This is a genomic window from Phyllobacterium sp. A18/5-2, from assembly GCF_025452215.1.
Classification (GTDB): Bacteria; Pseudomonadota; Alphaproteobacteria; order Rhizobiales; family Rhizobiaceae; genus Phyllobacterium; species Phyllobacterium sophorae.
Window position 1 is genome coordinate 2,654,721 of the sequence record NZ_CP104966.1, and the last position, 19,298, is coordinate 2,674,018.

16 protein-coding genes, 1 tRNA gene and 2 pseudogenes are annotated in these 19,298 nt (G+C 58.5%); 8 read left to right on the forward strand and 11 right to left on the reverse strand.

Annotation, left to right across the window (positions count from 1 at the left end):
• Nucleotides 1–3 precede the first annotated feature (3 nt).
• Both N8E89_RS13170 and N8E89_RS13175 read left to right on the forward strand, forming a co-directional pair.
• Nucleotides 4–588: a TetR/AcrR family transcriptional regulator gene (locus N8E89_RS13170; RefSeq protein WP_106667289.1), complete on the forward strand. Its 585-nt coding sequence runs from the start codon at nt 4–6 to the stop codon at nt 586–588.
• Nucleotides 589–894: 306 nt separating this feature from the next.
• Nucleotides 895–2,463, forward strand: coding sequence for a SulP family inorganic anion transporter (locus tag N8E89_RS13175; protein WP_410010308.1), 1,569 nt, complete (start codon nt 895–897; stop codon nt 2,461–2,463).
• Between the two features lie 87 nt (nt 2,464–2,550).
• On the opposite strand, the gene N8E89_RS13180 is transcribed toward N8E89_RS13175, so the two are convergent.
• From N8E89_RS13180 to N8E89_RS13210, 6 genes are read right to left on the reverse strand one after another with little or no spacing between them, the layout of a single operon-like run.
• On the reverse strand, nt 2,551–3,372 hold the full coding sequence (locus N8E89_RS13180; protein ID WP_262261898.1) for an ABC transporter permease: 822 nt from the start codon (nt 3,370–3,372) through the stop codon (nt 2,551–2,553).
• Between the two features lie 16 nt (nt 3,373–3,388).
• Nucleotides 3,389–3,673 (reverse strand): hypothetical protein, encoded by a 285-nt coding sequence (locus N8E89_RS13185; RefSeq protein ID WP_262260151.1) that lies wholly within the window; start codon nt 3,671–3,673, stop codon nt 3,389–3,391.
• A 34-nt stretch (nt 3,674–3,707) separates the two neighbouring features.
• On the reverse strand, nt 3,708–4,808 hold the full coding sequence (locus tag N8E89_RS13190) for an ABC transporter permease (protein WP_262260152.1): 1,101 nt from the start codon (nt 4,806–4,808) through the stop codon (nt 3,708–3,710).
• A gap of 44 nt (nt 4,809–4,852) precedes the next feature.
• Nucleotides 4,853–5,056, reverse strand: a complete 204-nt coding sequence (locus N8E89_RS13195) for a hypothetical protein (RefSeq protein WP_262261992.1) — start codon at nt 5,054–5,056, stop codon at nt 4,853–4,855.
• Nucleotides 5,053–6,612: an ATP-binding cassette domain-containing protein gene (locus N8E89_RS13205; protein WP_410010309.1), complete on the reverse strand. Its 1,560-nt coding sequence runs from the start codon at nt 6,610–6,612 to the stop codon at nt 5,053–5,055. Before N8E89_RS13205 ends, N8E89_RS13195 begins: the two co-directional genes overlap by 4 nt.
• On the reverse strand, nt 6,609–7,643 hold the full coding sequence (locus tag N8E89_RS13210) for an HlyD family secretion protein (RefSeq protein WP_112760547.1): 1,035 nt from the start codon (nt 7,641–7,643) through the stop codon (nt 6,609–6,611). Before N8E89_RS13210 ends, N8E89_RS13205 begins: the two co-directional genes overlap by 4 nt.
• A gap of 92 nt (nt 7,644–7,735) precedes the next feature.
• Between N8E89_RS13210 and N8E89_RS13215 the strand changes: the two genes are divergently transcribed.
• Complete coding sequence (locus tag N8E89_RS13215) at nt 7,736–8,422, forward strand: CerR family C-terminal domain-containing protein (RefSeq protein ID WP_162707204.1); 687 nt, start codon at nt 7,736–7,738, stop codon at nt 8,420–8,422.
• On the opposite strand, the gene N8E89_RS13220 is transcribed toward N8E89_RS13215, so the two are convergent.
• Complete coding sequence (locus tag N8E89_RS13220) at nt 8,416–8,580, reverse strand: hypothetical protein (protein ID WP_162707205.1); 165 nt, start codon at nt 8,578–8,580, stop codon at nt 8,416–8,418. The two genes, N8E89_RS13215 and N8E89_RS13220, sit on opposite strands and share 7 nt — an antisense overlap.
• Before the next feature lie 129 nt (nt 8,581–8,709).
• Nucleotides 8,710–9,084, reverse strand: a complete 375-nt coding sequence (locus N8E89_RS13225) for a hypothetical protein (protein ID WP_162707206.1) — start codon at nt 9,082–9,084, stop codon at nt 8,710–8,712.
• Nucleotides 9,085–9,467: 383 nt separating this feature from the next.
• On the opposite strand from N8E89_RS13225, the gene N8E89_RS13230 reads away from it, so the two are divergent.
• From N8E89_RS13230 to N8E89_RS13240, 3 genes are all read left to right on the forward strand, one after another.
• The gene (locus N8E89_RS13230) at nt 9,468–9,728 is read left to right on the forward strand and encodes a DUF982 domain-containing protein (RefSeq protein ID WP_106667296.1); all 261 of its coding nucleotides are present in this window, start codon (nt 9,468–9,470) and stop codon (nt 9,726–9,728) included.
• A 164-nt stretch (nt 9,729–9,892) separates the two neighbouring features.
• Nucleotides 9,893–9,983, forward strand: a tRNA-Ser gene (locus N8E89_RS13235).
• A 977-nt stretch (nt 9,984–10,960) separates the two neighbouring features.
• Nucleotides 10,961–11,995, forward strand: a complete 1,035-nt coding sequence (locus N8E89_RS13240; protein ID WP_262260156.1) for an acyltransferase family protein — start codon at nt 10,961–10,963, stop codon at nt 11,993–11,995.
• Nucleotides 11,996–12,093: 98 nt separating this feature from the next.
• Here N8E89_RS13240 and N8E89_RS13245 read toward each other — a convergent pair whose 3' ends face one another.
• Nucleotides 12,094–13,413: an ATP-binding protein gene (locus tag N8E89_RS13245; RefSeq protein ID WP_112760537.1), complete on the reverse strand. Its 1,320-nt coding sequence runs from the start codon at nt 13,411–13,413 to the stop codon at nt 12,094–12,096.
• Nucleotides 13,410–14,151: pseudogene (locus N8E89_RS13250) on the reverse strand (response regulator). Before N8E89_RS13250 ends, N8E89_RS13245 begins: the two are co-directional and overlap by 4 nt.
• 251 nt (nt 14,152–14,402) lie before the next feature.
• Between N8E89_RS13250 and N8E89_RS13255 the strand changes: the two are divergent.
• Together N8E89_RS13255 and N8E89_RS13260 are read left to right on the forward strand one after the other, a co-directional pair.
• Entirely contained in the window at nt 14,403–15,167 is a 765-nt protein-coding gene (locus N8E89_RS13255) for an alpha/beta hydrolase (RefSeq protein WP_112760548.1), read from the forward strand.
• A 258-nt stretch (nt 15,168–15,425) separates the two neighbouring features.
• Entirely contained in the window at nt 15,426–17,186 is a 1,761-nt protein-coding gene (locus tag N8E89_RS13260) for a cytochrome c biogenesis protein DipZ (RefSeq protein ID WP_112760539.1), read from the forward strand.
• Nucleotides 17,187–17,262: 76 nt separating this feature from the next.
• Here the strand turns inward: N8E89_RS13260 and N8E89_RS13265 are convergent.
• A pseudogene (locus N8E89_RS13265) lies at nt 17,263–18,806 on the reverse strand (DUF1254 domain-containing protein).
• Between the last annotated feature and the right edge of the window lie 492 nt (nt 18,807–19,298).

A 19,298-nucleotide genomic window follows, 5' to 3' on the forward strand; every position in this document is an offset into this window, starting at 1 on the left:
TCCATGGGACGGCCGAGGGAATTTGATGCGGACGATGCCTTGCAGACGGCTTTGGAGCTGTTCTGGCGAAAGGGCTATGAAGGCACGTCCATCACAGACCTGACCGACGGCATGGGCATCACCAAGCCCAGTCTTTACGGTACTTTCGGCAACAAGGAAGAACTCTTCCGCATGGCACTTCAGCGTTACGAGGAGAACTACATGGCGTTCTTCTGGAGCGCCCTCGAACAGCCGGATGCGCGCACCGTCGCTTTCGATATTTTGCGCGGTTTCGTCAATGCCCAGACTGAGGAGTGCAATCCCGGCGGGTGTCTCGTCGTTAACGCGGCCAGGGCCTGCAGTGATGCCGCACTGGAGATCCACAAGACCATTGTCGAACGAATCCAGGTCGGGCAGAAGGCGCTTGCCAGGCGCTTCGATCGCGCCAAACGGGAAGGCGATCTTCCCGCGGACAGCAATCCCGAGGATCTTGCCCGTTTCATCATGACGGTGGCGCAAGGCACGGCCGTCCAGGCGTCGAGTGGCGCAGGCCGCGACGAGGTCTACCGGCTCGTTGATATCGCCATGAAGTCGTTTCCGCGCTCATAAAACGACTTTCAGCAACTGTTGATTAAGGCAGCAGGCTGTATACTCGCGGCCGGACGATCATCGTTTCCGTCCATGTCGCGACGGCGACCGCCGACGCTGGATGCCGACGATCCCGCCGCCCTTGTTTGAGGGGCATTGTGAAATTGGACTCAGTCAACCCGTCGCAGCAGCAGGCAACACCGAGCTTCGTCGAACTTTTTCACCCCCAAGCTTGTTACGGTCCTGCGCGAAGGCTACGACCGCGCGAAATTTCGGGCGGATCTCATTGCCGGGCTGACGGTTGCGATTGTTGCGCTGCCGCTGTCGATGGCGATTGCCATTGCGTCTGGCGTCACACCGGACAAAGGGCTCTTTACCGCCATCATTGGCGGGTTCATCGTATCGGCGCTTGGCGGAAGCCGTTTCCAGATCGGCGGTCCGGCGGGGGCCTTTATCGTGCTAGTCGCATCGACCGTGGACCGCCACGGCGTCGATGGCTTGATCCTGGCGACACTGATGTCCGGGACCTTCCTGATTATTACCGGCTATCTGAGACTGGGGACCTACATCAAATTCATCCCCTATCCGGTTACCGTGGGCTTCACTGCCGGCATTGCGGTGATCATCTTTGCCAGCCAGCTGAAAGAACTGTTCGGCCTCAATCTCGCAGGTAAGGAGCCGGGTGACCTGTGGCCCAAACTTGTCGCGCTGGGCGAGGCTGCAGGTACGATCAATCTCGCCGCCGTTGCGATCTCGCTTCTGACCATTGGCGCGATTATCGCGCTGAAGCTCTGGCGGCCATCGTCGCCGGGCATGCTGATCGCGGTGTGCCTTGCCTCGTTGGCAGCAGCCCTGTTCGGCCTTCCAGTTGAAACGCTCGGCACGCGCTTTGGCGGTATACCCCGCACCTTGCCTGTTCCCGCCCTGCCGGCGTTTACACCGGAACTTGCATTGGCGGTGCTTCCCGATGCCGTCGGTTTCGCGCTGCTCGGAGCAATTGAGTCGCTCTTGTCGGCGGTTGTGGCGGATGGGATGACTGGAAGGCGGCATCGTTCGAATTGTGAACTGGTTGCGCAGGGCTTTGCCAACATGGGATCGGCGCTCTTCGGCGGCATTTGCGTCACCGGCACCATCGCCCGGACTGCAACCAACGTTCGTGCCGGCGCCTATAGCCCGATCTCGGGGATGTTGCATTCGGCGTTCCTGCTGGTTTTCATGCTCGTGGCGGCGCCGCTCGCCAGCTTTATCCCGCTCGCCGCACTCGCTGGCGTTCTTGCGGTCGTTTCCTGGAATATGGTTGAGAAGGAAGCGTTCCGCGCGCTCATCCGTTCGTCGCGCGGTGATGCGGTCGTGCTTCTCGTCACCTTCGCACTGGTCGTCTTCCGCGACCTTACCGAGGGTATCGTGGTTGGCTTTGCACTTGGTGCTATCCTGTTCATCGATCGCATGGCCAAGAGCGTCGCGCTGGAGGCGCATGAACCCTTTGCCGTCGATGACGTGGCCGATGCGACCAATGGAGACCACACCGACTACAACAACCGGACCGGGACAGATCCGGACACGGTTGTCTACCGGTTGACCGGTGCTTTCTTTTTCGGTGCGGCCTCCACTGTCGGCACCATCCTTGATCGCATTGCCGATCAGCGGCGCAATTTCATTCTCGACTGCTCGGCGGTGCCTTTGCTCGATTCCACGGCTGCCAACGTTATTGAAGCTTCGGCGCGCAAGGCCGAACGGGCCGGCGTCCGGTTCCTTATCACTGGCGCTTCTCCAACTGTCAGGCGCATGCTGCGTGCCCATGGCGTGCGCCCGCCCCACGTTGCCTATGCCGCGACAATCGGGGACGCAAAGGCACTGCTTCGCTCTCCGGCCAGCGGGAAATCCCGACTGAAATAACCAAACCACCAATTCAGCCCCGTGGCGGCAGCTGGTTTGATTTTTGAGGGCCGGAACGCAGTGAACGTTCGGGACCATCAGGCCGAATTAAGTCAACCTGTTGCGGAACAGCCAGGCCGAGAAGGGCAGGGTGATGGCGGCAATTGCGACCAGCGCCAGCATTTCCGGCAGAAGCTGGCTTATCCCGGCATCCTCCAGATAGACCTGATGCGTGATGCTGATGGCGTAGCGCAGCGGATTGATCAGCGTGAAATACTGCAGGATATCCGGCATGTTGCCGATTGGCGCTGTCAGGCCCGACAAAAGCATGAACGGCATCAGCAACACGAATGAATAGATCATTGCCTGCTGCATATTGGCCGCCAGCGACGAGATGAACAGGCCGATGCCGACCGCCGCCGACAGGAACAGCACCAGCCCGAGATAGAGGATGAAATAGGAGCCGGTAAAGGGGATCTGGAACCACAGCTGCGCCACCAGCAGGATTGTCGTCGACTGGCTGAGCCCGACCAGCATGGAGGGCAAGGCCTTTCCGACCATGATCTCCGAAGGCCGGAACGGCGTCACCAGCAGCTGGTCGAACGTCCCTGCCTCCCGTTCGCGTGCAACCGACATGGCGGTCAGCATCAATGTCATCATCATGGTGATCGTGCCGATCAGCGAGGGGATCATGTACCAGCGCGTCTCGAGGCTTGGATTATACCAGGCGCGCGTCGTCACCTTGACGCCGCTATTCGCCTCTGGGCCGTTCTCGGCGCGCCACCTTGTGGTGAAGTCGGCGGCGATGGTGTTGACATAGCTCTGCGCGGTGCCGGCCGTATTGGAATTGCGGCCGTCGGCGATGATCTGCAACTTGGCGGGCATTCCGGCCATCAGCCGCTTCTCGAAATCCTGGTCTATGACCACCACAAGCAAGACCCGCGCTTCATTTATGAACTGTGCGATGTCCGATGTCCGCTGCAGCTGTCGCTACCCGGCTGAACGTGCCAGAACCGTCGAGCTTGGCGGCAAGCTCAATCGAGGCCGCGCTGTGGTCATGGTCGAGGACCGCATAGGGGACGTTGTTAAGGTCATAGCTTGCCGCATAGCCAAAGATCAGGCATTGCAGGATTGGCGGCAGGACCAGCACGACGCGGCTCTTCGGGTCCTTGAACATCGCCAGCAATTCCTTGCGTATCAGCGCGATTATCCGGAAAAAGGATTCTTTCATGGCTGCCTCCGGCGCAAAGATTCCGTTGGCGCGCTCATTGATCCAACTTCTTGCGCGTTGCAAAAACAGAGGCTGTCATCAACACCGTTGCCATGACGGCAAGCACGGCCGCGTTAGGCAGGATCACCGGCCAGATATCGCCGGCAAGGAACAGCGTCTGCAGGACGCTGACGAAATAGCGTGCCGGAAATATATGGGTGATAATCTGGATCGCCAGCGGCATGCTTCTGATATCGAACATGAAGCCCGACAGCATCATTGCGGGCAGGAAGGTGACGACGAGCGTGATCTGGCTGGCAACGAACTGGCTCTTGGTCACCGAGGAAATCAGCAGGCCTATCCCCAGCGCCACCAGCAGATAGAGCATCGACACGACCACCAGTATCCACAGCGAACCGCGCAGCGGCACGCCGAACAGCACCTGACTGCCGATGACCGACAATGCCAGTCCCAGCATGCCGAGGACAAAATAGGGCACGGTCTTGCCAAGCAGGATTTCGCCGGGCCGCGCAGGGGTGACGAACAGCGCCTCGAAAGTGCCCCGCTCCCATTCGCGTGCCATCACCAGCGCTGTCAGCAGCGCGCCGATCAGCGTCATGACGAGGACGATCAGCCCCGGCACCAGAAAATACGTGCTGTCATTGGCTTCGTTGAACCACAGCCTCATCTGCAAATCGATCGATGCCCCGGCGTTCAGTATCTCGCCCTGGGCCGCCTGCCGCGCCACCCAGGTCCCCACCGCACCTTGTGCATAGCCGAGGGCGATGCGCGCGGTGTTGGCATCGCTGCCATTGACGACAACCTGGATTTCCGCGGTGCCGGCCTGCACGTCGCGGGCAAATTGCGAAGGGATGCGCACAATGCCGTTGACGGTCTTGTCCATGAGCAGCCGTTCCGCTTCCGCCATCGTCTTGACCTGATGCGTCTCGAAATAATCGGAGAGTTCGAAGCCGGAAACCGCGCCGCGTGCCTCGGCCGATGATTCTTCCATCACCAGGGCCACGGGAAGATTTTTCAGGTCGAACGAGAGGCCATAGCCGAACAGCACCAGCAGGATCATTGGCATGACGATGCCGACGGCAATGCTGCTCGGGTCGCGCACCACCTGCCATGATTCCTTGCGCACCAGCGCCATGATGCGGCGAAAACTGCCCTGACCGGGCCGGGAGGATGAAGCTGTCATGCCGCCTTCCTCGTCTCCTTGCGCGATTCCTCGACGATGGCGATGAAGGCATCTTCCATGTTCGGCTCTTCGCCATTCTTCGGCTCGGCATGGGCACGGATTTCGGCGGGCGTGCCTTCCGCGAGATTGCGACCGGCATCGAGAATGATGATGCGGTCGCAATATTCCGCCTCTTCCATGAAATGCGTGGTGACGATCACCGTAACGCCCTGTTCGGAGAGCGCGGTAATTCGCCCCCAGAACTCCCGCCGCGCCAGCGGGTCGGCGCCGCTGGTCGCCTCGTCGAGAAAGAGAATGTCCGGCTCGTGCAGCAGTGCGGCAGCCATGGCGAGGCGCTGCTTGAAACCTCCCGGCAGCTGTCCGCTTGGCAATGTTGCGAGTTCGCCGAGTTCGAACTGGTCCTTTGACCAGGCGATTCGCTCGCGTTTTTCGCGCCGCGCAGTCCATAGGCGCTGGCGAAGAAGTCGAGGTTCTCATCGACCGAAAGATCGCCGTAAAGCGAAAACTTCTGCGCGACATAGCCAAGCTTCTGTCGCGCTTCCGCCCGCGAGGTGCGCAGATCCGCACCCGCCACGCGCAAAGTTCCACTGGTCGCGGGCATCAGCCCGCACAGCATGCGGAACGTCGTGCTTTTCCCGGCACCGTTGGGCCCGAGGAGACCGTAGATCTCACCGCGCCTGACCTGAAAACTGACATGATTGACGGCGGTGAAGTCGCCGAAAGTGCGAACGAGATCGTGGACTTCCACCGAAATCCCGTCGCCGTTGCCCGGCTTCGACCTATCCAGTGTCACCTCACTGGACTGGCTCTTGCTCGCGACGGCGCTGAACAGCACCATGAAACCATCTTCAAATCGCGCCGCAGCCGGTTCCAGCTTGACCGGGCGATCGTCGATCCTGATTTCGCCGCGATGGTCCGGCTTCTTCACCACGCGCACTTTGCCGGCTTCCGGTACGGCATCGGCAATGCCCTCCTGCCGGAATAGCCGCGCCTGCAACGACCGGGCCGTCATGCCTTTTTCGGGTGTGACGATGAACACATTGTCCTTTGCTTTCGCGGTGATCTCGTCAGGTTTGCCCTGCGCCAGAACCTTGCCAAGATGCATGACCACGGCGTGGTCGCAAAGTTCCGCCTCATCGAGATAGGAGGTGCTGACGACAACGGTCAGGCCATCTTCGTGCACGAGCTTGGTGACGATCTCCCAAAGCTCGCGCCGCGACAGCGGGTCGACACCCACGGTCGGTTCGTCCAGCAACAGCAGTTCCGGCGCGCGGACCAGCGTGCACGCAAGGCCGAGCTTTTGCTTCATGCCGCCGGAAAGCTTGCCGGCGAGCCGCTCGGTAAAGCGTCCAAGATCGGTCATTTCCATCAGACGCGGATAGATCTCCCGGCGCTGCTCCCCGGTGATGCCATGCAGGTCCGCATAAAGATCGAGGTTCTGCTGAACGCTCAAATCCTCATAGAGGCCGAATTTTTGCGGCATGTAGCCGATGCGGTTCTGTATGGTTTGCGGGTCGGCGGCGACGTCGATGCCAAGCACTTCCAGCTCACCACTTGTCGCGACCATCAACCCGGCGATCAGGCGCAGGAGGGTCGTCTTGCCCGCGCCGTCAGGTCCCACCAGTGCGGTCAGCGTGCCTTGCCGTGCCTCGAACGAAACACCTTCCAGCGCCTTGACGATTTCGCCCGTTTCGCGGCGGAAACTCTTGTGGATGGTCCGCGCCGTGACGGGGGAGGGTGGCGCGGCGCCGGTCATGACTTTGCCTTGGCATCCGCATTCTGGGGCTGGGCCTTGGGCGCCTCGTCAGGCAGCAGCATTACCGATGCGGGCATGCCGAGCCGCAGCATGTCGTCCGGGTCTTCAACGAATACCCGAACTTCATAGACAAGGCTGGTACGCAGATCCGTTGTCTCGACAGTCTTTGGCGTAAACTCCGCCACCGGCGAGATGAAACCGATCCAGCCGTCGAGCGGACGATCCGGAAAACTGTCGGTCGTCACGTTGGCGCGCATGCCGGAACGGACGTGCCCGAGATTGGTTTCCGAGACATATGCACGAACCCACTTCGTACCGATCGTTGCCAGTGAAAAGACCGGCTTCGTCGGTGCTGCCATTTCACCCGGTTCCATCAGCCGCGAGCGGATGACCGCGTCGAACGGTGCGACGAGCTCGGCATCGTCCAGTTCCTGCCGTATCAGCGCCAGTTGCGCCTCATTGGCGCGCAGTTGCGCCTCGGCCTGCAGCAATTCTTCGGCGCGCGGACCCGCGATGGCAAGGTCGAGCGCGCTTTGCGCCACTTCCACCTTGGCATCGGCTACTCCGGCCGCAGCTTTCGCTGTGTCAAGATCCTGCTTGCTGATCGTATTGGTGGCCGTCAGTGCAGCACGCCGTTCAAACTGTACGTTGGCATTGGCGGCGTCGGCCTTGGCGGAGGCGAGATTGGCCCGCGCCTGGGCTATTTCCTCGGGGCGGCTGCCGTTGCGCAACTTCATCACCATGGCACGTTGCGCGGCGACGGTCGCGTCGGCTTGCCGGACCTGCGGTGCAAGGCGGCTGATATCGAGGCGAGCCAGAACCTGGCCTTTTTTAACGATGTCGCCTTCCTCAACCAGAACACCTGCGATGCGTTCGGAACCATTGAACGCCAGGGACGCCTGTCTGAAATCGACATTGCCGTAAAGTGCCAGCGCGTCATTGGCCGGCGGCCGGTGCAAATACCACCACGCGCCACCGCCAATCCCGGCGAGGACAAGAATGGGAAGGATTATTCGAAGTGGCTTGTTCATGACAACCACCATAAACAAAGAGCCATCATATGTCAAATTAGAATTTCAATTTTAACTTTCAAACACCACCGGTTTCGTGTAATATGATTCGTATGGCACGGAAAACTCCACGCAAGCTCCCCGGCCGCCGCGAAGACGGCGCCACGACGAAGGCCCAGATTCTCGAGGCGGCTGGCGAGATATTCGCTGAAAAAGGATTCGATCGCGCCACCGGCAAGGAGATCGCCGAGCGGGCAGGCAGCAACTCTGCTGCGGTCAACTACTATTATGGCGGGATTGAAGGGCTTTATACCGAAGTGCTGGTCGAGGCGCATCGCCGCCTGCTGACCTACGACAGACTTGTGGCCCTTGCAGAAGGGCCGGGAGACCCACGGGAAAAGCTGAAGACGCTCATCGGCCTGATTGCGCGCACGATTACCGGCCCGGCCACCACGTCATGGGCGCTGGGGGTCCTTGGCCGGGAGATCCTCTCGCCATCCCCGGCGTTCGCCGTTTTGATCAAGCAGGAGATCCTGCCCAAGAAACTGGTCATAACGCGTATTGTCGGGCAAATTCTCGGGCTCTCGCATGATGATCCAATTGTCACCCGCTGCGCCTTGAGCATCATCTCGCCCTTCGCCATGCTGGTCGTCGGCAACAAACAGATATTCACGCAGGTTCTGCCGGGCCTCAACCCGGCGGAGCCCGGCGCGCAGGATGCGATTGTCGAGCATTTCCAGCGCTTCGCCCTTGCGGGCCTCAACGCTACAGCGGCGGAGCTGCGTTCAGGTGATCACTGATGCTTGTGGTTGAAGTCCCATTGAGGGCGATCGTTTGCGCTGTCGGTTTTCTTGCCGGTCGTTGCTGAATTCTGTTGTTTGGCAATTGCCTCGCGCAATACCTGCCATTCTCTTTCGTGGCGCTGATAGACATCCTGCGGAACCGTTGGCGTTGTCATTCTGCGTTCTCCGTGATGGGTTTTGGTGGACCCGATAACGGTCAAATAGGGCGCCAGTTCCGCCAGTTCCATTCAAGATTTGCAACTGCCATTTACAGATGTGAAGCTGTGGACAAAACTTGCTCGCATCTAGCCGGGCGCTTTCACTGCCTCGTAACCAGCGCGCACCTTCTCGGCCAGCGTCAGCAACCTGTCCTTGCAAGTCTTGGCGTCGAAATCGGTGGGCTGCTTGGGTCCGGCAATTACATCCTTCAACCAGCCGCGCACGGTCCGGTCCGCATCATCAGCTGTCTTGCCAAGCGCCTTGAGGATGGTTTCACTGCTTTCGATGGCGGAATAATGCGGCTCCCGCCCGAGCGCATCCTGGCATTGATAGGAAACGGTCACCAGGGTTTTGGCATCAGAAATGACCTGGCCTTCGCTGCCGCTTCTGCTGCCCGCCGTCGTGCACGCAGTCAGGGCCGCCGCTACCAGCACAATTCCTGGAGTTGAAAATCGCATCATATCCCCCATACGCTTCGGGTACGCTAGTTAACGCAAGTTCTGGTGTCGAGGGGCAGGGGCTGATTCTCATCTTGAACGCGGTAGCGAATCCCGAATGCATTGGCGCTGGAACCTTCCCCTATTGCCAAATATTCCATTTGCGCCCGAACGAAATGACTATCAAGTGATGCCAATTCTTGCTTGCCCGCAATATTCCTGAAAGGAGAAAAAGCGAATGGGGGGTACCGGAATCATACGCGAAACGGCTGCAATGGGAATCGTGAATATCCGCTGTGTCCATCAGAAGCCGGTCGCTTCGAAGGGTCGCATAAATCGAAGTATTTAGAAGGGGTTGCACGGATTTTTCCTTCGGAACAAGTGCCCGTCCCTTGCGTTCCGTGAAGATGAATGATCTGGATTTTCTAGCCGTGACGATAGAACTGGATAAGTCGAGCGAGCTTCGCAACATAAGTTCCGTGACCGAAGCGGCCCATGTTCTCTTCAGGCTGTGGCCCAGACAAAAGGGAAAGAACCTATCCGCTGCGCGAAAGGCATGCCTCAATGCCATCGAAGGAAAGGGGAGCGTCGACGATGCAAGAACGGCATTCGTTGCTGCTGCAAAAGAGGCCAAGATACTGGTTTGGAACAGCGCCTGGGAATTTTGAGCGTTGTTCTGACGATGGTAAAGCAAGCATTCGGCTGTGTTGTGACTGGTAATGCGGGCACACATATTCAGTTTGGACTTGCCGTCGCCGGTATATCGCATTTTTTATGGGAAACCGAACAAAAGCCTTGCAAACAAGGGGTTTCATCTTTAGTCAGCGTCCTCGGAGAGGTGGCCGAGTGGTCGAAGGCGCTCCCCTGCTAAGGGAGTAGGGCTCAAAAGGCTCTCGAGGGTTCGAATCCCTTCTTCTCCGCCATACCGCTAATAAAAACAACTGGTTAGAGCGGTTTTTAGGTTTCATCATAACTTTTGCATAACCCTCGGTTTGTAGGGGGCGAGGCATGTGGTTCTCGCTCGCTCATATCGGGCGTAGAGGCTGAACCCATGGAAGCGATAGATGCGGTTCGGCAAATCGGCAACTTGGGCGCGCATATAAGAAAGATACTGGGCTCATCGTCGAGGTTGAGCCGAATGAAGCGCAGGCCCTCATTGAACCGGCGAAATGCTTTTTGACGAATGGTATGTTTCGCGGCACGAGCGTTAGCTTGGGAGCAAGTGAAGGCGATCGCTGGAATTAAGCAGGCGGTTCAAGCACTCAGAAAACTCAAGGCGAAATGCCTGTACCAGGCAAGGAGCCCATGGCGATGGAGCAAGAAACCCCCAAACGGGCGAAAGAATAGCAAGAAACCCCCAAACGGGGTCCTGAGAGAAGCCCGATGACTTTAGCCCGTTCGGGAGTGGTGGGATCAACGCCTGACTGAAGCGGCTTGATAATACATCGTCGGGACCGCTTGCATCGGCGGTTTCGAGACTACATTGGCTGAGGATCTCCTCTCCATGTGCGTCTTCTCACCCATAAGAGGGAAACAGAAAAGGTAATGGCCTGGAGGTTTCTCTTTTTGGACGTGCGATAGTGTTGCAGTGTTAGGAGGGAGGATGCCCGGCAGCTGAAGCCAAGGGAAGCCGGGGTCTATGTCGACACCGCGCCACGGCCACCGGCTACGGGCAAGCTCGGACCGAGATGGGGCAAACGGAAACCGGTGCGAAGATCATCTTGACTTGCTCACAAGCCCGAGGCAATTATCAACCCAGCATGACCGTGAACTAGCCTAAGCCACCCAAGACGTTAGGAATGGTTTAGTTTTTTTTTCATTCATTAATATTGACGCAGATTTACCTTCCAGAATCGCAAACGCTGTGCCAAAGCCAAACAGCGTGGGGAACAATACATAAATGAAATATAAACCGGCCTTGGATGGCCTGAGGGCTGTTGCCGTTGTTTTGGTAATTGCATTTCACACTATTGCAAACGAGTTCCCTGGCGGGTTCATAGGTGTTGATATCTTCTTTGTTTTAAGTGGATACCTCATCACGTCGAACATGCTGGTAGAGTGGGACAAGACAAACAGAATTAGCATTGGCAAATTTTATTGGCGGCGGGCGTTAAGGCTCGCTCCCGCGCTTTTATTATTATTGTCTTGTTATGTCGTAGCCGCGTTTTTTATTGCCAATACCAACGACCATCTTGTCGCTGCTGCAATCACGGCAATATATGTTATGAATTGGGCAAGGGCATTTGAGATTGGCAGTTTCGGCTACATGCCGCATACGTGGTCGCTGGCCGTAGAACAGCAGTTCTATTTGATATGGCCACTACTTCTCGGTGCGCTGCTATTCCTCGCCGGGCGACGGGTCACTCCGTGGTGCATCGCTTTGCTAGTGCTGTTCACGATCAGTTGGCGACTGGCCTTGATCTGGAATGAAACGTCTGGCGAGAGGATTTACAACGGATTTGACACACGGGTGGACACCATACTGGTAGGCTGCTGCCTCGCTTTCGTACCCGCGAGCAAGATGAAGTGGGCTCCATTCCTGGTCTGGCTGGCGCTATTTGCCGCCATGGTTTTCACCTTGTTCGGTTCATACGGCCGTTGGGTAGAGATTTGGGGCTTCACGGCCATTGCCCTCGCGTCCGCGGTATTGGTAGCCGGCGCTGCAAATATCAGCGATGGCCAGATGTCGCACGCGCTGCTGAGCTCTCGACCGCTGGTATGGTTGGGTCAGATTTCCTACGGAATGTACCTATGGCATTTCCCCATTTTGGTCGGCGTCGCTGATAGACTTGAGCTTCAAGGTGTAACCAGACTGGCTTTCACACTGGGTGCAACGATAGTTCTCGCGACAATCTCCTACCTGTTCGTCGAGGTGCCGTTTCTGAAGAAACGCACTCTGCCCGTCGCTCCTGTTCCGTTACCGGCACCCGCCTGAGATGACGTCCAAGGCTCACTTTGACCTGACCGATTGTTTCCTCACGGGTTCCCGCCGATCGCCTGTCCCGATAGGCTCCGGCGGCTTGCTGAAAGTCTTCAGGCCATGGTTATTTGCGCCGCCAACCCGCCATCTTCACGGTTGCTGAGTTCAAGCGTCGCTCCGATTGCATGGGACAGTTGCTGAGCGATTGCCAGGCCGAGCCCCGTGCCGCCCGTTCCCCGGTTCCGGGACTGTTCCAGTCGGAAGAACGGCTGAAGCACGGCATCGAGTTGTTCCGCGGGGATACCCGGACCGCGGTCAAGCACCCTGATGGTAATCGCGCCGCTGGCATCTCTTCCGGCGCAGACTTCAGCCGCTTCACCGAACTTGAGGGCGTTGTCGATCAGGTTTGTGAGAATGCGGCGCAGGGCATAAGGGCGGGTGACCACGGTGGCTTCGATCTTCCCGCTCAGCGTAACCGCTTTTCCAGTGTCCTGGTAGTCGTAGACGAGGCTTTCCACGAACGAGTCGACGTCGATCCGGGAGGGTTTCTCGGTGTTGCCGTAGGCGCTGCGCGCATAGGCCACCCCCTCATGAACCAGCCGCTCTATTTCGGTCAGGTCCTGCAGGAGTTTTTGCTTTTCGACGGATTCTTCGGCGAATTCGGCACGCAGCTTCATGCGGGTGATCGGAGTCTGAAGGTCATGAGAAATCGCAGCCAGTATCTGTACCCTTTCCTGGAGATACTGGGCGATCCGGTCGCGCATCGCATTGAATGCGATTGCCGCATAGGCGACCTCGCGCGGCCCGCTTTCGCTGAGTCGCGGTGCGTTCTTGTTCGGATCGAGAGCATCGGCAGCGTTGGCGAGGTTCACAAGCGGGCGGATGGCCAGCCGAACCGCAAACCAGCTGCAGAGAATGAGCAGGATGAGCTGCGCCATGAGGACATAAGGCAGCCACTTCGCCAAAGGCATCGTCGTGGGGTAGATATCGATCGTCAGGGGCGCGCCATCGCTCAACGTCAGGTGGGCCTGCAGACGCTGGCCGGCACCTGGTATCGACTGGACCGTTACGGGGAAACGGTCACCGACCGCCTTGCGTATCGTGTCGGCCATCTCGGCGCCCAAACCCGCCACGCCGGAAACGCCAGGCAGGCCGGGGCCGAGCGTGTATCGATAGGTTCTGCGGTCGAGTTGGCCCACCCAATCTGCCCGCTCATCCGCCGGAAGGCGGTCCAGGAGGGCGACAGCCGTTGTCACATCCTTTTCGAGATTGCCGAGCAGCATTGCCTCGACCATGACATAGCGCTCGGAAAACAGGACGCTGAAGGAAAGCCCATAGGCGACGATGAGGCCTGAAAGGAAGATCAGGAACAGTCTTGACCCCAGCGTCCGCGGCCAGGGGCGGAACAGCTGCCGGCCGGAAACCGCGGTCATGAACGGACCTCCGCGATCTCCACGGCCATCGAGAAAACGTAGCCTTCGCTGCGGACCGTCTTGATATAGGCCGGTTCGCGCGCGTCATCGCGCAGGCGCTGGCGCAGGCGGCTGACCAGGAGATCGATTGAACGGTCAAACAGGTCCGCGTCGCGTCCCTGGGTGAGGTTCAGAAGCTGGTCCCGGTTCAGTACGCGTTGCGGGTGATCGACGAAGACGCGCAGCAGGCGGTATTCGGCGCCGCTGAGGGCAACGATTGTTCCCTGTTTGTCGAGCAGATGCCGGCCGGAGGTATCGAGCTGCCAGTCCCCGAATTTCAGGAGCTGCCCGACTTCGGAGATCTGGAGGTTGGGAGGAAGCATTCGCGTGCGGCGCAGTACGGCCTTGATCCGCGCAAGCAGCTCTCGCGCCGCGAAGGGCTTTGCCAGATAATCGTCGGCTCCCATCTCCAGGCCGACGATACGATCGGTTTCGTCGCTTCGTGCCGTCAGCATCAGGATCGGTGTCGCCTTGTGCTTGCCGGCCCGCAATTCGCGGCACAGGACAAGTCCGTCGTCGCCCGGCATCATCACGTCCAGAACGATCAGATCGACCGAGGTCGGCCTCCAGAAACGTCCGCATATGCCGGCCGTCGGCAGCGACGGTAACCCGCAGACCGTTCTTCTTCAGATAGTTCGAAACCAGCTCGCGTATTTCGCGATCGTCATCAACGATCAGGACGTGATCGACATGATCCATGGAGATTACACTTTCAGTCTGGGCCATGGCACAGCATTAGCAGCATGTTCCCATGGCCGGTCGAGACGCAGATTCAAGAAAATTGTAAGCCAGTGTATCAGCATCCCTGTCCGATACATTGGACGACAAAATTGTCGTCGCAGGGGCCTCGTGCGTCCTTCACTCTATTGGAAAAGCGTGTGAATGACCAGCATCCAATGTTTGTCGCCCTGATCGTTGAGGCGGCATGAATGTGGAAGGAACCCTTCATGATGAAACGCTCTTTTTCGCTCGCAATTGTAGGTCTCGCGCTTGCTTTCAATCCCCTGTCGGCCGCTTCGGCTGCCGATATCAAAAACGTGGTCATCGTCCATGGCGCATTCGCCGATGGATCAGGATGGCGTGCAGTTTCCGATAGCCTGACAAGACAGGGTTATAAGGTGTCGGTGGTTCAACAGCCGTTGACCTCGCTGGAAGACGATGTTTCGGCCACCAGGCGTATCCTGGAGATTCAGGATGGTCCAAGCGTTCTCGTCGGCCACAGCTATGGCGGTATGGTGATCACGGATGCCGGAAACGCCAAAAACGTGGCCGGCCTCGTCTATATCGCCGCATTTCAGCCTGACCAGGGCGAAAGCCTTGTGAAACTCGCCCAAGGCAAACCGGTCCCCAATATGCGAAAGGACAGCCTTCAGGCGACCAAGGATGGATTCTTCTACCTCAATCCCGAGGCGTTTCCGGAGCTTTTCGCCGCAGACTTGCCAAAGGCTGATGCCGAGTTCCTGGCGCGATCGCAGGTCTTCGCATCCCGGAAGGCCTTCACGACCGAAGCTGGCGCGCCGGCATGGAAAACCAAGCCAAGCTGGGCACTGGTTGCAACCGAAGACAGATCGATCAATCCCGATCTGGAGCGTGACATGGCCAAGCGCGCTGGCAGTACGGTCTCCGAAGTGAAAGCGAGCCATGCCGTCTATGCCTCCAGGCCAGACGATGTGGTGAAACTGATCGTCGAAGCGGCGCAGACCCTTTCCAAATAAAGCGTGAAAACCATCACCGTGCCCGCCCGCATCTCGGCCGGGCACAGTACTCGTAGGGAATTTGGCCGGCGAGCGCTCGGCACAAGCGTGTGAACGCTCCGTGCCGGTTCGTTCGTATCGCTTTGTACGGGAATGCCCTTCCTCCACACTTCGTTACATTTTCCGCCAATCAGGACACACCCGGGATACGTCCATACCGCTTGATCCGGGCAATGGCTGGTCTTCAGCGCAGTGTCATACACGGTAGAGGAATCGACAATGACCCTTCTGTTCATAACCTATCTCGCAGGCGTGCTGACCATACTCAGCCCATGCATCCTGCCAGTGCTTCCCTTTGTCTTTGCACGGACGGGACAGCCCTTCGTCAAAAGCACGCTGCCGATGCTGGCAGGCATGGCGATCACATTCGCCGGCGTCGCCACCCTCGCTGCCGTCGGCGGCAGCTGGGCGGTTCACGCCAATGAATATGGCCGCTACGCCGCGATTGCGTTGCTCGCGATATTCGGTGTGACACTGCTTTCGCCGAGCGTGGCCACCATACTCACGCGGCCGGTCGTTGCCTTCGGGAACAGGATTTTGAATGCAAATGGGCAATCGTCCGCCCCGACCTTCGCAAGCGCGCTTTTGCTCGGCGTCGCAACCGGTCTTCTCTGGGCCCCCTGCGCCGGACCGATCCTCGGTCTGGTGCTGACGGGCGCCGCTCTTCAGGGCGCGAACGTCGGGACGACACTACTGCTTCTGGCTTATTCTGCGGGCGCTGCGACATCGCTGGCGTTGGCTCTCCTGATTGGCGGGCGGGTTTTCTCGGTCATGAAACAGTCGCTCGGTGCGGGAGAATGGGTCCGGCGCGGTCTCGGCGCTGCGGTCATTGCTGGCGTCGTTGCCGTCGGTCTGGGCGCGGACACGGGTCTTCTTGCCCGGCTTTCCAGCTCCAGCACGGGCAAGATCGAGCAGGCGCTGATTGATGCCGCCAATACGGGCAATGCTGGTGCCGCAGCCGCGAGCAACGGCATGATGGCGGCAAGCACCACGCGTCAGGGTTTCCGGAGCAATTTGCCGGTAGAAGGTCAGTTTCCGTCGCTCGACGGAGCAGTCGAATGGCTGAATTCATCGCCGCTGACGAACGAACAGCTTCGGGGCAAGGTCGTGCTGGTCGACTTCTGGACCTATTCCTGCATCAATTGCATTCGTACGGTCCCGTATATCCGGGCATGGGCGGAAAAGTACAAGGATCAGGGTCTTGTCGTAATCGGCGTGCATTCGCCGGAATTCGCCTTTGAAAAAAAGATCGACAACGTCAAACGGGCCATCGGCGAATTTCAGATTGGATATCCTGTTGCCGTCGACAATGATTTCAGGATCTGGCGGGCATTTCAGAACAGCTATTGGCCGGCCCAGTATATCATCGATGCCAAAGGTCAGGTCCGTTACCACCATTTCGGAGAAGGCGAGTACGATGCGTCCGAACAGGTGATCCGCGACCTGTTGGCCGAAGCTGGAAGTCAGAAGGCCGGGAAGGAAATCGTAACGCCCGAAGCCAGCGGTGCGCAGTCTGCGCCCGATCTGAGCAACCTCCGGTCCGCGGAAACCTATATCGGATACAGCCGGGCGTCGAACTTCGGGTCGCCCGAAGGTCTGGCCGGTGATGCCGCCCGGGAGTACACGATAGCCGAACCGGGACTCAACGAGTGGGGTCTTGCTGGCAACTGGACCGTCGGAGCAGAACAGGCGACGCTCAATCAGGCGGGCGGCGGCATCACCTACAGGTTCAGTGCCCGCGATCTGCATCTGGTGCTCGGGCAAGGCACTGCTGCCAAGCCGGTCCGGTTCCAGGTGAGGGTGGACGGCAAAGCGCCGGGCGCGAGTCACGGCATGGACATCGACGCGGAGGGCAATGGCACCGTAACCGGAACGCGGCTGTATCAGTTGGTCCGTCAAGCGGGAGACGTGAGGGAACGGACGTTCGAAGTTCGCTTTCTCGACCCGGGCGTTGAAGCGTTTGTGTTTACCTTTGGATGAACGCAATCATGCAAGAGGAATGCTGTCGAAACTCGAAGGCGCTCGCCCCGCCGCTATCGTTGCATCAATGTCAAAATCAAGGAACGAGTTCGACCTCACTCGGCCGCCATTCCTTCGTGAAGAACGATTCAAGAGGACCATACAGGCGCAGGAGCATGAACCACCCTTTGTCAGGCACGGTCTGTATCCAGTTGCCGCGCTTTACGTCCTTTGGCTGGGTCGGGCTGAAGTAGATGGTGGTAGAGCCATCTGCAGCAGCCTCCGCAGCGGGAGACGGATACGGCTGACTGCCCGCGCGCGGATAGCGTTGCGGAGTGTCGAGCATCGACCGCGATTGATTGTCGTAGAGCGTGAATGACCAGAATGCTTCGGCCGGGATGTTCGGGGGTAAGGTCACCTTGTAGGTCTTTCCGCCGTCATAGGGTTTCTTGTTCGCATCTACGAAGCCCATCAGATACTGCGAACCGACCCTGGGTAGCCGCATGATCATGCCCGGGGAGTCGAGGGTGTAAGCGTAATAAAACGCTGTCTTGGAGTCGAGAGTCCGCGCGCCCGTTGGCGGCAGCGGATCAAATAGCCCTTCCTTGGTAACCATCGGTGGCGGGGTCTCGAAATTGGCACCACCTTGCCAAAGCATGTTCGCCCAGCTTGAATCGGGATAGTAGGCCCAGCCGGGGATGTTGCTTGAATCCCAATTGAGCACTCGTCCAGCGGCATTTCCAACCGCAGCCGCATCGGTGAGTATCTTCTTCATTCGATCGTCCGGGTTGAAGTCCTTACCCTTCACGATGCCAATTGCCGCCAATTGCCCAGCGAGCTCCGGATTATAGGAATCGGCTGGCTCGTCCTGAACGTTGGCGTTGATCATCTCGAAGAATGAGTAATCGCTTGGCGGGATCGTGTTGTACGATTTCCCGCTGGCTTCCACGAACTTGGTTTCGGGAATCTGTGGGGTGGCCTCAAGTTTGACCTTGCCATCAAGCGCTGTCGCGATGCTCGTGCCTACGCCTCCTGGCGTGTAGGGATAAATCTTGATGTTTTTCTTGATGTTCTCAACGGCCGGCTTCGGATCATTGCCTTCGAGAAAAGCCCGCGCAGCATAGATGACGCGCGTCGTATTCGCCCGTGAAACGTAAAAACCGCCGTCCGGATCGGGCCGTCATAGCCTGGTGGCAAGAGCAGGTATTTTCCACCCTGGCCGCGATCTGGACCGGGAAAACCGACATCGACGACCCACTGGAACCACATGTCGTTGATCGTGCCAAGTCCCTTCGCCGGTTGTTCGACCACCATCGGTCCCTTGGTCAGGTCCACGATGCTGAAATAATAGACCGTGTCGGCGTTGGCCGTGAGGTACAGCGACTTCGCATCCATCAGTTCGGGGTAGATGGTGACCGTATTGTCTTCCGCGCCGATACCGAGAAGACCTTTGCGGATCGCATAAGCGGACGCACCCCCGTAACTGTTGAGGAACACATCGAGGGCGCGGGTGAAATCCAGCGTGTCACGAACTTTCTTGACAGTCTCCGCGCTGGGAGCACCGTCCTTGAACTCCAGCGTGCCGATGGAGGACTCGACCTTATCGGGTGTCACGAGGATCGGCGGGATCTCGCCCGCCATCTGGGCGAAAGCCTTCTCTCCACTCGTGAGGGCGGCTACGGCCAAAAATGCTGCCACAAATGAAAATTTGCTGCTGTTCGATGTCATGCTGTCCTCCATTTTCAAAGAAACGGATGAGCTCAGACGAACCTTTGGCTGTTCGGGTGCGCTGTTACGCGTCCTTCCCCTGCGATCCGCATTGCACATTTGCTCTGTGGCCGGCGTGTCTGCAAGTGAAGATAATGTTAATCCTCCCATGATGGCGCGAAATAGCAAGTAAGTTACAGTTACAAGCGAGATAATTGGTCTCGCGCCAAGTCGCCGTCGACAGCCGCCTTTCAGCAAGGCATGCGCTCGATCAGCCACCCGCAATTTTCTGCGGCGCCGGATCGTCTCAATCGGGGCGACGGCATGAAGGAATTCAGATCTGGTCGTTTTTGCTACGTGATTCCGCTCTTTGTATCACAATGTACCGCCCCGGCGCCTCGACACAGTTCGTTTCATTTCCGGTCG